We start from the raw sequence: 14272 nt of genomic DNA on the forward strand, positions 1-14272 counted from the left end.
ATGCCTGGCATCAGCAGGCTCGCGATCGTCAACAGAGGCGAGCCGGCGATCCGGGTGCTCGACGCCGTCGCGGAGCTCAACCGCGACGGCGCCACACCCCGGATGACCACGATCGTCCTGTACACCGACCTGGACTCCGACGCCTGGTACACCCGGATGGCCGACGAGGCCGTCTCCCTCGGCGCCGCCACCTGCCTCGATCCGCAGAACGGCCACCGCAGATCCGCCTACCTCGACGAGGAGCGCGTCATGCGCGCCGTGACGGCGGCGCATGCGGACGCCGTCTGGGTCGGCTGGGGGTTCCTGGCGGAGCACGCCTCGTTCGCCCAGCTGTGCGAGGAGGCCGGCATCACGTTCATCGGCCCGCACAGCACCACGATCCGCCTGCTCGGCGACAAGATCGCGGCCAAAGTTCTGGCGGAGAAGGCGGGCGTGCCGGTCGTGCCCTGGAGCGGCGCTCCCGTGGCCGATCCTGCGGCCGCCGCCCAGCACGCGGACCTGCTCGGCTACCCCGTGGTCGTCAAGGCGGCCATGGGGGGCGGCGGACGCGGCATCAGAGTCGTGCACGCGCCGGAGGAGCTGGCCTCGGCGCTGGCCGCCGCCCGCGTCGAGGCGCAGGCCGCGTTCGGCGACCCGGCCGTCTTCATCGAGCGGCTCGTCGAGCGCGCCCGGCACGTCGAAGTGCAGATCATCTCCGACGCGTACGGTGCCACCTGGGCCGTGGGCGTGCGTGACTGCAGCGTGCAGCGGCGTAACCAGAAGGTCATCGAGGAGTCCGGTTCCACCGCCCTGACCCCGCAGACGGAGCACGCCCTCCTGGACGCTGCGGTCCGCCTGGCCGGCGAGGCCGGATACCAGAACGCGGGAACGGTCGAGTTCCTGGTCGACCCGGACACCGGCGCCTACCTGTTCATGGAGGTCAACACCCGCCTGCAGGTCGAGCACCCGGTCACCGAGGAGACCACCGGAACCGACCTGGTCAAGCTGCAGCTCCATGTGGCCAGAGGCGGCCACCTGATCGGCGGGCCACCACCCGCCCGCGGGTGCGCCATGGAGGCCAGGCTGTGCGCGGAGGACCCCGAGCACGGGTTCGTGCCCGCGCCTGGCCGGGTCGCCGTGTGGCGGCCGGCCGGCGGGCCCGGCATCCGGGTGGACGCCGGAGTGGCCGAAGGGGACACCGTCGCCCCCGAGTTCGACTCGATGATCGCCAAGATCGTGGCCTGGGGAGCGGATCGCAACGAGGCACTGGCCAGGTTGCGCCGCGCGCTGGCCGCTACCCGCGTGGTCATCGAGGGTGGGACGACCAACCGCGCCTTCCTGCTGTCGCTGCTGGCACTGGAGGAGATGCGGCGCGGCACCGCCGACAACCGGTGGCTCGACCGGCTGACGGCAGGCGCGGGACACCTGCCGGCGGCCGATCCGATCGCCGTGCTGCAAGCGGCGATCGAGGCGTACGACGCCGACCACGAAGCGGAGCGCGCGGCCTTCCACGAGGCCGCGGGCCGTGGCCGCCCCGAGGTGTCCGAAGAGATCGGCCGGCGGGCCAGGCTCCGCTACCGCGGCCGGCGATACGAGTTGCGCGTTCTGCGCACGGGCCCGGAGGAATACCGGGTCGAGACCGGCGGCGGACCGGTGGACGTGGGCGTGCGGCGGCTCGGCGCCTTCGAACGGCGTCTTGCGTGCGGCGGCTCGGCCTACCGGACCCAGATCTCCCAGCAGGGCCCGGCCTACCAGGTGGAGGTGGAACGCGACGGCGAGTGGGCCGCGCACCGCGTGCACCGGGACGACGGCGGCATCGTCCGCGCCGCCCACCCCGCTTTCGTGGTGTCCGTCCTGGTCACGCCGGGGGACCAGGTCGCCGAAGGGGACCCTCTGGTCGTACTGGAGAGCATGAAGCTGGAATCCACGCTGACCGCCCCCTACGCGGGCGAGGTGGCCTCGGTCGAGGCGGCCGTCAACACGCAGGTCGTGACGGGCCAGCCGCTGCTGCGCATCCGCGAGACGGAGCAGCGGGCCGCGGGTCCGGGGACGTTCGTGTCCTTCGACGCCCTGTGCCGTCAGGACACGACGCCCACCGGATACCGGGAGGTGTACGCCGCGCTCTCCGGCTGCCTGCTCGGCTTCGACCTCGACCCGCGCGAGATCCCTCGGCAGCAGCGCACGGAGCCGGGCGGCGACCCGGGGCTACCGGCTTGCGAAGAGGCGTTCCTCGAACTGTTCGCCGACGTCAGCGCTCTGTACCGGCCCCAGCCTGAGCCGGAAGAGCCCGAGGCCGCGAGTGCGCAGGAGTACCTCCTGTCCTACCTGCAGTGGCTCGACCCCGATCGGGCAGGGCTCACCCCCGGGTTCCGCACCCGGCTTGAGCGCGTCCTGGCCCGGTACGGCGTCGCGGGACTGGACCGGACGCCCCAGCTCGAAGAGGCCGTGGTGTGGATGTTCCGCGCCTTCCGCCGCGCCCACGAGCTCGTCCCGGCCGTGGCCGCCGTCCTGGAGCGGCGGCTGCGCCACCGTGACCTGGCACCGCCCGGCAGGGAGCTGATGGCCCGGCTGGCCGGCGCCGCCCAGGTGCGCCACCCGGTCGTCGCCGATCTGGCCAGGGACGTGCTCTTCCGCTACTTCGACGAGCCCCAGCACGAGCGCGCGGTGGCCGCCGTGTACGCGGAGATGGAAGGGCACCTGGACGCCCTCGCGGCGGACCCCGATCGCCAGGACCGTGACGACCTCATCGACCGGCTCGTGTGGTGCCCGCAGCCGATGCGCGGGCCGCTGCTGGCCCGCTGGCAGAGCTCAGGAACCGCGACGAGACGCGTCGCCGCCGAGGTCTACATCCGGCGGTTCTACCGCACGCGCCCGATCGAGCACGTCGGCTGGGACGGCGCGCTCGGCACGGCCGGGTTCGAGCACGACGGCGTGCCGTACCACCTGGTCGTGGCCTACACGTCACTGGACGACGTCCGCGCGGCGTGCGCGGGGATCGCCCGGCACCTGGCGGACGTCGCGCCCACAAGGCAGGTGATCGCCGAGCTGATCACCTGGCGGCCGGGGAAACGGACCGCGGCCGACACCACGCAGGCCGAGGTCGCGGGCCTGCTCACAGGCGTGAATTTCGGCCGCTGGCTGGAACGGCTGTTCGTGACCGTCACCAGCGAGCGGGGAGACGGCCCGGAACATCATCGCACCCAGCACTTCGCCTACCTGCACACCACCGCGGGCTTCGAGGAGGAGCCGCTCTACCGCAACCTGCACCCGATGATCGCCGAGCGGGCCGAGCTGTGGCGGCTGTCGAACTTCACGCTCGAACGCCTGCGTTCCGCCGAGGACGTCTACCTCTTCCGCGGCGTCGCCAAGGACAACCCGGCCGACGTGCGCCTGTTCGCCATCGGCGAGGTACGGGACCTGACGCCCGTCCGCGACCGGGACGGCCACGTCGTGTCCCTGCCCCAGCTCGAACGCCTCGGACTGCAGGCGCTGTGCGCCCTGCGCGAGCATCTCGCGGCCGCGCCGCCGGAGCGGCGGCCGCAGCCCAACCGCATCATCCTGTGCGTCCGCCCGCCGTTCGACGTGCCCAGGGAGGACTGGCTCCGGCTCGCCAGGCCGTTCGTGCCGCTGGCGGCCGGCGCGAGCCTGGACAAACTGCTGCTCCAGGTCCGCATCCCCGTGCCGGGAGGTGCGCCGGCACCCGCCGTCCTGCACGTCGAAGGGCTCGACGAGGATCACGTCACCGTGCGCCAGGCGCCTTACGGCCGATCGCCCATCAGGCCGCTGACCGAGTACGGGCGCAAGGTGCTGCGTGCCCGGCGCTTCGGCGCGCCCTACCCGTACCAGATCGTCAGGATGCTCGCCCCGGCCGAGCACGCGCCCGGCGACTTCCCGCCCGGCACGTTCACCGAGCACGACCTCGCCGAGGACGGCACGCTGCGGCCGGTCACCAGGACCGAGGGACGCAACACCGCCAATCTCGTCGTCGGCGTGATCGCCAACCGCACCGCCAAGGTGCCCGAGGGCATGGCCAGGGTCGCCATCCTCGGCGACCCGACCCGCAGCCTCGGAGCGCTGGCCGAGCCCGAATGCCGCCGGATCATCGCCGCGCTCGACCTGGCGGAGCGGATGCGCGTACCGGTCGAGTGGTTCGCGCTGTCGTCCGGTGCGCGGATCGCGATGGACAGCGGCACCGAGAACATGGACTGGATCGCCGCCGTCCTGCGCCGCCTCATCGAGTTCACCCAGCGCGGCGGCGAGGTCAACGTCGTGGTGACCGGCGTGAACGTGGGCGCGCAGCCGTACTGGAACGCCGAGTCGACCATGCTTCTGCACACCCGGGGCATCCTGGTCATGGTCGCCGGCAGCGCGATGGTGCTGACGGGCAAGCAGGCGCTCGACTTCTCCGGCGGCGTGTCCGCCGACGACAACACCGGCATCGGCGGCTATGAACGCATCATGGGCCCGAACGGGCAGGCCCAGTACGGCGCGGCGAACCTCGCCGAGGCGGGCCGCATCCTGATGCGCCACTACGAGCACGCCTACGTCGTCCCCGGGGAGCGCCATCCGCGCACCCGGCCCACGTCCGATCCGCCTGACAGGGACGTGCGGGACGCGTCCCACCCCGGCCCCGACTTCCACACGGTCGGGGAGATCTTCTCCGCCGAGCACAACGCCGAGCGCAAGAAGCCGTTCGACATCCGCTCGGTGATGCGGGCCGTGTGCGACACGGACGCCGAACCTCTGGAGCGATGGGCGCGCTGGCGCGACGCCGAGACGGCCGTCGTCTGGGACGCCCACATCGGCGGCTTCCCCGTCTGCGTAATCGGGTTGGAGTCCGCGCCGCAGCCCAGGCACGGGTTCGTACCCGCGGACGGGCCGCCGGCCTGGACCGCCGGCACCCTGTTCCCGCAGTCGTCGCGGAAGGTGGCCCGCGCCATCAACGCGGCCAGCGGGAACCGGCCCATCGTGGTCCTGGCCAACCTGTCGGGGTTCGACGGCTCGCCCGAGTCGATGCGGCGCTGGCAGCTTGAGTACGGGGCCGAGATCGGACGAGCGGTCACCAACTTCGCAGGGCCGATGGTCTTCGTGGTGATCTCGAGGTATCACGGGGGCGCGTTCGTGGTCTTCTCCAAGCGGCTCAACCCCCGACTGGAGATCGCCGCCGTGGAGGGTTCGTACGCGTCGGTCATCGGCGGGGCGCCCGCCGCGGCCGTGGTGTTCGTCCGTGAGGTCGGTGCGCGCACGGAGCGCGATCCCCGTGTGACGGCCGCCAGGGAGTCGGGCCCCCTGTCACGGCTCGTCGAGATCACCCAAGAGGTGCGGGCGGAGAAGCTGCGCGAGGTGGCGGCCGAGTTCGACCGGGTGCACTCCATCCAGCGGGCGCTGGACGTCGGCTCGGTCGATCGGGTCATCCCGGCGGCCGGGCTGCGGCCGTACGTGATCGACGCGCTGCAGCGCGGACTGGCCGGCACGGGTTGAGGAGCACCATGCACGCCCGTGCCGAACGGCAGGCCGCGCCTGCCCGCGGCCTGCCGCGATCATGGCCGGGTCAGGCCGTCGGCGTGGTGTGCACGGCGGCCGGCGACGGGCTGGTGGCGGCCAGGCGGACGCCGACCAGGATGAGCGTGGTCCCGGAGAGCAGCAGGAACGCCGTGGCGACGAAGAGCCCTGTGGTGAGCCCGCCCAGCCAGGGCAGCGTGGCGGCCAGCGTGAGGTCGGCCGTCACATCGGGCGTGGCGTCGGTGTTCATGATGACGACGGTCCAGTCACCGGGCTGGATGTCCCAGGTCAAGGTCCCGGTGCCGGTGGCCGCCCAGAAGGTTCGGGCTGACGGGGGCGCGGCCGGGGCCGTGCCGGGGTGCCGCTCGTAACCGATATCGCCGCCCGGTTGCAGGGCGACGTGGGTGACCTGGTCGTGGGCGACGCCGCGGAGGTAGACGGCGGCCTCATCCTGGCGGGCGATGCCGACGAAGACGGGTGTACGGCTACCGGCGGTCTCGACGCGGATCCGGCCGACGCTCTGCTGCAGGAACGGAACGCTCTGGCCGGTGATCGTGATCTGCTCTGTCGTCAGGGCGTAGGTGGTGGTGGACACCCTCTCGGTGCTGGTGCTGATGAATCCGCCGGCGTCGCGGGCCTGGCCGAGCAGGGCCGCCCCGGCTCCGGTGACCGCGGTGGCGATCCCGGCGAAGGCGAGCAGGGCGCCTGCGGTGAGGGCCACGATCGAGGCGGCGCCGTGCCGTACCGGGGGAGTGCGGAGGTGGTCGTGCGGCTCGTCGAGCCGCGGGATCTCGTGGCCGCCCTGCTCCAGCTTGAACGGCGGGTAGACGTCGGTCATGAGGGTCGCGTACGCGGCCACCCTGAGCGCCCACCGGTTCATGCCGATCACGAGGTCGAAGACGCCGTGCGGGTAGCGTCCGGTGAACAGCAGGCAGACGGCGGCGATGAGGACCAGCAGGCCGATGAGGCCGCCCCAGTCCAGCGTGTAGAGGACGCCGCCGCCGTCAGGCAGGTCGCCGCCCCAGGAGATCGCGCTGCCGCTGGTGAACAGGCCCACGACGAGGAAGTGCGGGATGGCGAGCAGCCACCACTTGACCAGGACGAGGCCGCGCGAGAGCCGTTCGGGATAGTCGATGTCCAGCGTGGCCGGGTAGCCGGGCGCGGGGCCGAGGGTGAACGGCGGGTAGCGGTCGGTGCCCAGGGCGCCGTAGCTGTAGTAGGCCACCCGCCAGGTCCAGCGCAGCACGCCGAGGTTGAAGTCGAACAGCGGGCGCGGGTAGCGGCCGGTGAACAGGATCGCGAAGAACGCGATGACGGTGAGGACGCCGAAGGCGATCCACAGGAAGCCGAGCACGATGTAGTGGGGGATCGCCAGGAACCACTTGACGATCCACAGGCCTCGGTTCAGCGGCTCCTCGAGCCGGGCCTCGACGCGTACGGGATAAGCACTCATATCTTCAGCACAACACCGCTGTACCAGGACGTCTGCGGCCGAAAGTCCCCAAGGTAGGTGCCGCAGGACCGTGATTCAGCCACGGGCGCGCGACGTCGCGCGCCCGTGCTCGCTCCGCCGCCGGGCCGGCCCCGTTCAGGGACGATCCCAGGTGACGGGCAGGGTCACGACGTCGTCTTCACGCCAGCTCAGCGCCTCGTGAACGTCCACGACCCCTTCGACTCTCTGGGCCGTCTGCACGGCGGTCTTCGCCTCGCTACGCCGGCCGGCCTGGCCGGACAGTGTGACGATGCCATCGTGGACCTCGACGATGATCCCGTCGCGATCGTCCCAGCGGGCATGAGAGGGGATGCCCTCCACCACGCGGCGCCTGGTCTCGTCGTCGTCGCGCAAGTACATCTTCAGCAGATCGCGCCGGCTGACGATGCCCGACGGCCGGCCTTGGTCGTCGACGACGATCAGCCGCTTGACGCCGTGCTCGTCCATGAGGCGAGCGGCCCTGCTGATCGAAGCGAACGGTGAGACCGTCACCGCGGGCGCGTCCATCAGGCCGGCGGCCGTGTTCTCCGCCGCCTTCCTTTCTCCTGCCTCGTGCTGCCCGGTTATCCACCGCCGGAGTTGGGAACGCCGCGAGGGCCGATAGCTCTCGCCGCTGTACTGCTCGCGGAACTCCTCCTTGCGCATCAGGTCGCCCTCGGACACCACGCCGATCACGCGGTCATCGCCGTCCACGACCGGTGCGGCGCTGATGCCGTTCGTCACCAGCACTTCGGCGATGTCCCTGAACGGCGCGTGCTCCCGCACGGTCGTCACCCGTGTGGTCATGACATCCTTCACTGTGGTCCGCATCCTGGACACTCCTTCCGGTTCTCCCTTCCATGGCATCGCTTGAGGTGGCGAGCTGCGTAGGGCCGGACGGCCCAGGACTCAAGGCCCAAGGGCTCTGCTTGCCGGGCCGCCGGAGAATGAGAGTGGCAGGCATGACCACCATGTCGCCGACCAGGTCGGGACTGACCGCTGCCGAGGCCGCGACGCGCCTCGCGGCCGACGGGCCGAACAGGCTGCCTGCCGCCCGCCGCGTCCCGCCGGTGCTGCTGCTGTTGCGCCAGATGGTGCACTTCTTCGCCCTGCTGCTCTGGGGAGCCTCCGTGCTGGCGCTGCTGGCCGGGATGCCGCAACTCGCCGTGGCCATCGGCATCGTCGTGCTGCTGAACGGTGGCTTCGCCTTCGCCCAGGAGTATCGCGCCGACAAGGCGACGCAACGGCTGGGCGAGCTGATCCCGGCCAACGCGGTGGTGCGCAGGGACGGCAAACGCCGCCTGATCAGCGCCACCGATCTCGTGGCCGGCGACGTGGCGCTGCTGGAGGCGGGCGATCGCGTTTCGGCGGACCTGGAGCTGGTGGAGGTGCACGCGCTGGCCGTCAACGAGTCGATGTTGACGGGGGAGAGCCGTCCCGTCCGGCCTCAGACCGGAGACCGCGCGCACGCGGGCACGTTCGTGGTCGAAGGCCAGGCCGAGGCGGTCGTGGTGGCCACCGGGCAGCACACCAGGCTGGCCGCGATCGCCAAGCTCACCAGAGAGGCGAGCCGGCCGCCCAGCCCGCTGGCCGTCCAGCTCAGCAAGGTGGTCAGGATCGTCGCGGGCATCGCGATGGCGGTCGGGGCGGTGTTCTTCGGGCTGGCGCTGCTGCTGGGCATGGAGCCGGGACAGGGTTTCCTGTTCGCCATCGGCGTCACGGTGGCCCTGGTTCCTGAAGGGCTGCTGCCCACGGTCACCCTCTCGCTGGCACGGGCCGCGCAACGCATGGCGGCCCGTAATGCCCTCGTACGCCACCTGGAGGCGGTGGAGACGCTGGGCTCGGCCACCTTCATCTGCACCGACAAGACAGGCACGCTCACCCGCAACGAGATGACCGTCGCCGACGTGTGGACGCCCGGGCCTCCGGCGGCCGACGTGCTGCGCTCGGCCGTGCTCAGCTCCACGGGCCGGATGAGCGACGGCAAGCCCGTGGGCGACCCGATGGAGGTCGCCTTACACGTGGAGGCGCTACGGCTGGGCGCCGACCTGACCGGAGCGATCTCCGCGAGATTCCCCTTCGACCCGCTACGGCGCCGCGCCTCCGTCGTGGCCGACGGCCACCTGCACCTGAAGGGCGGGCCGGACGCCGTGATCCCGCTCTGCGGTCCCGTACCCGGCGTGGATGAGGTCCTGGACCGGATGAGCCGTCGCGGGCTGCGGGTGCTGGCCGTCGCCAGAGGCCGCACGGAGGAGGAACGCGACCTCGAGCTCCTCGGCCTCGTCGGGCTGCACGATCCGCCCCGCGACGACGTGGCCGAGGCCATCTCGAAATGCCGACTCGCCGGGATCAAGCTGGCCATGGTCACCGGCGATCACCCGGGCACCGCACGCGCCATCGCCGCCGAGGTCGGCCTGCTGGGCCCGGATGAGCTGGTCGTCACCGGCGCCGACCTGCCCGCCGACGACGCGGCGCTGGGTGAACTGCTCGATCGCGACGGCGTGGTGATCGCCCGTGTGACGCCTGAGGACAAGTTGCGCATCGCCCGTGCCTTGCGTGGGCGTGGCCATGTGGTGGCGATGACCGGTGACGGAGTCAACGACGGGCCCGCGCTGCGGGAGGCCGACATCGGCATCGCCATGGGCGCCTCCGGTACGGACGTCGCCCGCGAGGCCGCCGACCTGGTGCTGCTCGACGACCACTTCGCCACCATCGTCACCGCGATAGAGCTGGGCCGTGCCACCTACGCCAACGTGCGCCGCTTCCTCACCTACCATCTCACCGACAACGTCGCCGAGCTCACCCCGTTCGCGGTCTGGGCGTTGTCCGGCGGCACCATCCCCCTCGCGCTGAGCGTGCTGCAGGTGCTGGCCCTGGACATCGGCACCGACCTGCTGCCGGCCCTTGCGCTTGGCGCCGAACCGGCCAACCCGCGCACCATGCACGGCCCCGCCCGCACCGGCAACCTCATCGACCGCCGCCTCCTCATCCGCGTCTTCGGCGTGCTCGGCCCGGCTCAGGCAGTGGCCGAAATGGCGGCCTTCGTAGCGATTCTCTGGCTGGGCGGCTGGCACTTCGGAACGGCTCCGGACCCTGTCCTGCTCGCCGTCGCGTCCGGCACCGCCTTCGCCGCCGTGGTGCTCGGTCAGTTCGCCAACGCCTTCGCCTGCCGCAGTGAGTCCCGCTGGATCGGCAAACTGCGCTGGCGCGCCAACCCGCTGCTGCTGGGCGCGCTCCTCTTCGAGGCCCTCATGCTGCTGCTCTTCCTCGGCCTGCCGTCCGTCGCCGGCGTGCTCGGCGGCTCCTTCCCCTCGCCGGCCGGATGGTTGCTGGCCGCGCTGGCGATCCCCGTCATGATCCTGGCCGACACGGCGCACAAGGCCGTGCGAGGCCGGAAGTGACGAACGTCCCGCCAGGGCAGGCCGCTCGGCCCTGGGGACCGGGCACGCCGGGGCGGAGGCTGGGACGAGGAAGGGAGGCCACACGGACGTGGACCACATCGTGCTCGGCCATGACGGCCTGAATCTCGCGTTCCCCCTGGCACCCGTCCCGCTCGTACGAAGCTGGAGAGAGGTCTGACATGGAAGCCTTAGTGGTCTACGAATCGATGTACGGCAACACCCGGCAGATCGCCGAGGCGGTGGCCGATGGGCTGGCGACGCGGATGCGTACCATGGTGGCGGAGGTCGGGTCCGCGCCCGGCCTCGTGGGAGAGGAGGTCGGGTTGCTCGTCGTCGGCGGTCCCACCCACGCCTTCTCGATGAGCCGGGCATCCACCCGGCAGTCCGCCGCTCAGCAGGCCACAGGGCCGCTGGTCTCGCGGGGCGACGGCGTACGCGAATGGCTCGGCGCGTTGCGCACCTCCTCGGCGGCGCTCGGCTCGGCCGCCTTCGACACCCGCATCGCCAAACCACGCATGCCCGGCTCGGCCGCGCGCGGTGTGGCCAGGAGGCTGCGCCGCCTCGGGATCAGGGCGGTCGCGCCGGCCGCGAGCTTCTACGTCACCGGTACGAAAGGACCGCTCGTCGACGGCGAGCTGGACCGGGCCAAGCGGTGGGGCGAGCGGCTCGCCGCCTCGTTCCCGGCCACGGCATCCTGACCCGGGGGCGCATGTCGCGCAGGCTCACCAGGGGCCCGACTCGGTGCCGGCGGGCGTGTGACGCAGGTCCGCATAGGCGTCCCTGGCGGTGGTCTCGCCTGTCAGGACCTGGTTGATGATCCGGCAGATCGGCAGCTCCAGCCCGTGCCGGTCACCGAGCTGCACGGCCACCGGTGTGGTGCTGACGCCTTCCGCCACCATGACCATCTCAGCGAGCACGTCGCCGAGCACGCGACCCTTGCCCAGCTGCTCGCCGACGTGCCGGTTGCGGCTGTGCGGGCTCAGGCAGGTGGCGAGGAGGTCGCCGAGGCCGGTCAGGCCGGCGAACGTGGCCGCCTTCCCTCCCATGGCCGCCCCTAGCTGGGTGAGCTCGGCCAGACCTCTGGTGATCACCGCAGCCCGGGTGTTGTCTCCCACGCCGAGCCCTTCCGCCATTCCGGCCGCGATCGCCACGACGTTCTTCAGCGCGCCGCCCAGCTCGCAACCGGTCACGTCGTCGTTGGTGTAGACCCGTAACAGACCGCGCTGGAGGATCGTCTGCAGCATGCCGGCCACGGACGGGTTCTCGGTGGCGATGACCGCAGCCGCGGCCTTGCCCGCGAGGATCTCCCTGGCCAGGTTGGGCCCGGTCAGAGCGGCTGCGGGGTGACCGGGCAGGACCTGCTCGATGATCTGGGTCATGCGCAGATGGGTCCCGTGCTCCAGCCCCTTGGCCAGGCTGACGACCGGGATCCAGGGCGGGACGTGGTCGGCCGTGCGGCCGAGTACGCCCCTGAAGACGTGCGAGGGAACGCCGATGATCAGCAGCTGCGCCCTTGAGACCGCCGCCTCCATGTCGTGGGTGGCGGTGAGCGCCTCCGGCAGGGCGAAGCCGGGCAGATAGACCTGGTTGTGATGCTTGTCGTTGATCTCTTCGACAATGCCGGGGTCGCGCGTCCAAAGCAGCGTGTCGTGCCGTTTGCACACGAGGGCGGCCACCGTGGTGCCCCACGAGCCGGCGCCGAGGATGGAGATTCTCATGCATCCATCCCAGCCGCCGCTCACGAGCGGCACAGGGCCGAAGGTCCCGCCGTCGGAGCCGGAACGCCCCTTTCACCGCGGTCGATCATCACATGGCGAGTCCGTCCGGGTGTTCGTTCTTTCGCCCGTTCGATCCGGGACGAAAGTCCCAGCGGCATGGGTCCTTCGCACCTGCCCCGGTGTGACGTTCCGGCCTAGGTTGCCGGATGTCCCCCGCCGCTTCCGCCCGAGGATCGGCGACTTCAGAAGGAGTGTCATGGCGAGCGGAGAAGAGGCACGGGACGGTCACGTCATGAAGTGGCTGGCGCGTGGTGAGCGGCATCTTCCCCTCGGGAACGACTGGCTGGCCCCGGAGGAGGCGAAGCGGGCGGCCGGCCTGCGCTTCGCCAAGCGGCGCACCGAATACCTGGTCGCCCGATGGACGGCCAAGGAGGCCCTGCGGCTGCTCTACCCGGCGGCGCCGTACGAGCTGGAGGTGCGTCACCACCCGAGCGGCGCACCCGAGGCATACCTGAGCGGACGGCCACTGCCCGTGGGGATGTCGCTGACCGATCGGGCCGGGTGGGCGGTATGCCTGGTCGGCCTGACGCCCGGCGCCGTCGGTTGCGACCTCGAACTGGTCGAGCCACGCACCGCACGCTTCGTCGCCGACTACTTCACCTCTGGGGAGCAGAAGGTCATCGGGGCTGACCCGCTGCTCGCCAACCTGCTGTGGTCGGCAAAGGAGAGCGCGCTCAAGGTGTTGCGCACGGGACTGCGCAGGGACACCCGCTCCGTCGAGGTCTCACTCGGGTGCGGCCTGCCCTCGGGAGGCTGGAGCCGGTTCACGGTGCGTGCGGCGGAGGGCAGGCTGCTGTACGGGTGGTGGCGGCGGTTCGGCGAATTCGTGCTCACCACGGCGGCCGATGCGCCGATCCCGGCGCCCTCCTGCATGGAGGACCCGCCCGCACTCGCCTCCGCTGCTCCGTCGCACACCTGGCTGGCGCGTCCTCTTGCATGAATCCGCGTGCGGTGACCCAGGACGCGGAACTGCCCGCGGCACCTGAGGCCGATCGGGCGCCGTCGGAGCCGGCTATTCCGTGGTCGTCGTGCCCGTCTTCCTGATCCTCTCGTGGCGGCCAAGGAGCACGGTGCGGAGCGTTCTGAGGGGCGGTGAAACTTCGAGAGGGTGGCTAAGGCCGGCGTGGGTGGCGCCATTTCTCCTCGGTGCGGGCCCAGTCGTCGCCCCACTGCCGGTAGCGGGCCCGATCCAGCCAGCGCCGGAAACCCGCGAGCGAGCCCAAGGCCAGCAAGGCGGTCGCGAGCACGAGCAGCATCCCCGTCCCCACCCCTCTCATCTGGAGGTCCGCCTTGTCGCTGGGCCGGGGGGCGGGCTTTCCGGCCGCGTCGAGCCATACCGGGACCGCCGAGCCCGACTTGGCGAGTGCGGGCACGGGCACCCGGGCGGTCTGCTCCTGGACCGAGGCGGTCGTCCAGCGCACCGCCGCCTCCGATGGCCCGGCGGGGACCTCGGTGAAGGACACCCGCATCGTTGGGGCATCCTCCAGCAGCGTCGCCAGGACCTGATGGCGGGCATCCGGGCTGACGGGCTCATCCTGGAGCACGCTCTCGTAGGCGAGCACGGCGGGCCAGAGGCTGACCAGTATCAGGACCAAGGCCGCAAGGAAGACAGCGGACTCCAGCCGGTCGGACCGGCGGCGCAGCGGGTTGCCGTCCAGGCGGTGCAGCCGTGCGAACAGCATCATCGGGTTGATCGACCGCATCATCGGACACCTCCTCGGATCACTGTGCGGGACGTCGGCGAGGCCGGGACAGAGTCGTACGGCTCAGCGGGATGGGACCTTCGTCCGGGGTGTGCGCGGCCCCGCGGGTCCGGCCGTTCATGTGACTTAGGTCACCACCACTCTGAGTCGTTCGCCTCCAGCGGGCGAGCGCGGCCGGGGAGAAGGTGGGGGCACGACGAAATCCTGAGCGAGTAAGGGTGATCGAAATGGCTGTTCTCCTGGGTACGACCCACATTGCGACCGACCCGCTGAGCGAGACGTACTTCACCAGAGCCGCCGGAGCGCTGGACGCGCACCACGTCGATTCCGCACATGCTTGCGTCTCCTGCGCAGCTTCCTGGCCCTGTGCGCCGGCCCTGGCCGCGGCCTTCATGCTCGAACTGCACGCCGCCTGATCACTCTCACAGGCTTGGGGAT

9 protein-coding genes are annotated in these 14272 nt (G+C 71.4%); 5 read left to right on the plus strand and 4 right to left on the minus strand.

The annotated features are described in order from the left end of the window. Positions 1–5460 (plus strand): ATP-binding protein, encoded by a 5460-nt coding sequence (locus tag ABEA43_RS22840; RefSeq protein WP_345564661.1) that lies wholly within the window; start codon positions 1–3, stop codon positions 5458–5460. A gap of 70 nt (positions 5461–5530) precedes the next feature. On the opposite strand, the gene ABEA43_RS22845 is transcribed toward ABEA43_RS22840, so the two are convergent. Both ABEA43_RS22845 and ABEA43_RS22850 read right to left on the minus strand, forming a co-directional pair. After that, a complete protein-coding gene (locus ABEA43_RS22845; protein ID WP_345564662.1) occupies positions 5531–6934 on the minus strand; it encodes a DUF4389 domain-containing protein in 1404 nt (467 codons plus the stop codon). A gap of 135 nt (positions 6935–7069) precedes the next feature. Next, the gene (locus ABEA43_RS22850) at positions 7070–7783 is read right to left on the minus strand and encodes a CBS domain-containing protein (RefSeq protein WP_345564664.1); all 714 of its coding nucleotides are present in this window, start codon (positions 7781–7783) and stop codon (positions 7070–7072) included. A 131-nt stretch (positions 7784–7914) separates the two neighbouring features. Between ABEA43_RS22850 and ABEA43_RS22855 the strand changes: the two genes are divergently transcribed. Further along, a complete protein-coding gene (locus ABEA43_RS22855) occupies positions 7915–10353 on the plus strand; it encodes a cation-translocating P-type ATPase (RefSeq protein WP_345564665.1) in 2439 nt (812 codons plus the stop codon). 179 nt (positions 10354–10532) lie between these two features. Continuing rightward, positions 10533–11051: a flavodoxin family protein gene (locus ABEA43_RS22860; protein ID WP_345564666.1), complete on the plus strand. Its 519-nt coding sequence runs from the start codon at positions 10533–10535 to the stop codon at positions 11049–11051. A 24-nt stretch (positions 11052–11075) separates the two neighbouring features. On the opposite strand, the gene ABEA43_RS22865 is transcribed toward ABEA43_RS22860, so the two are convergent. Then, positions 11076–12071 (minus strand): NAD(P)H-dependent glycerol-3-phosphate dehydrogenase, encoded by a 996-nt coding sequence (locus ABEA43_RS22865; protein ID WP_345564668.1) that lies wholly within the window; start codon positions 12069–12071, stop codon positions 11076–11078. Positions 12072–12327: 256 nt separating this feature from the next. Between ABEA43_RS22865 and ABEA43_RS22870 the strand changes: the two genes are divergently transcribed. Then, entirely contained in the window at positions 12328–13071 is a 744-nt protein-coding gene (locus ABEA43_RS22870) for a 4'-phosphopantetheinyl transferase family protein (protein ID WP_345564669.1), read from the plus strand. Positions 13072–13243: 172 nt separating this feature from the next. Here ABEA43_RS22870 and ABEA43_RS22875 read toward each other — a convergent pair whose 3' ends face one another. Continuing rightward, positions 13244–13837: an Rv1733c family protein gene (locus ABEA43_RS22875; RefSeq protein ID WP_345564670.1), complete on the minus strand. Its 594-nt coding sequence runs from the start codon at positions 13835–13837 to the stop codon at positions 13244–13246. Positions 13838–14061: 224 nt separating this feature from the next. Between ABEA43_RS22875 and ABEA43_RS22880 the strand changes: the two genes are divergently transcribed. Further along, on the plus strand, positions 14062–14250 hold the full coding sequence (locus ABEA43_RS22880; protein WP_345564671.1) for a hypothetical protein: 189 nt from the start codon (positions 14062–14064) through the stop codon (positions 14248–14250). Positions 14251–14272: the final 22 nt, after the last annotated feature.

It is taken from the genome of Nonomuraea rosea (assembly GCF_039539705.1).
Lineage (GTDB): Bacteria > Actinomycetota > Actinomycetes > Streptosporangiales > Streptosporangiaceae > Nonomuraea > Nonomuraea rosea.

Bases quoted from the DNA above. Each gene is read 5' to 3' on its own strand.
- ABEA43_RS22840 (WP_345564661.1), top strand. From the start codon at position 1: ATGCCTGGCATCAGCAGGCTCGCGATCGTCAACAGAGGCGAGCCGGCG.
- ABEA43_RS22845 (WP_345564662.1), bottom strand. From the start codon at position 6,934: ATGAGTGCTTATCCCGTACGCGTCGAGGCCCGGCTCGAGGAGCCGCTG.
- ABEA43_RS22850 (WP_345564664.1), bottom strand. From the start codon at position 7,783: ATGCGGACCACAGTGAAGGATGTCATGACCACACGGGTGACGACCGTG.
- ABEA43_RS22855 (WP_345564665.1), top strand. From the start codon at position 7,915: ATGACCACCATGTCGCCGACCAGGTCGGGACTGACCGCTGCCGAGGCC.
- ABEA43_RS22860 (WP_345564666.1), top strand. From the start codon at position 10,533: ATGGAAGCCTTAGTGGTCTACGAATCGATGTACGGCAACACCCGGCAG.
- ABEA43_RS22865 (WP_345564668.1), bottom strand. From the start codon at position 12,071: ATGAGAATCTCCATCCTCGGCGCCGGCTCGTGGGGCACCACGGTGGCC.
- ABEA43_RS22870 (WP_345564669.1), top strand. From the start codon at position 12,328: ATGGCGAGCGGAGAAGAGGCACGGGACGGTCACGTCATGAAGTGGCTG.
- ABEA43_RS22875 (WP_345564670.1), bottom strand. From the start codon at position 13,837: ATGATGCGGTCGATCAACCCGATGATGCTGTTCGCACGGCTGCACCGC.
- ABEA43_RS22880 (WP_345564671.1), top strand. From the start codon at position 14,062: ATGGCTGTTCTCCTGGGTACGACCCACATTGCGACCGACCCGCTGAGC.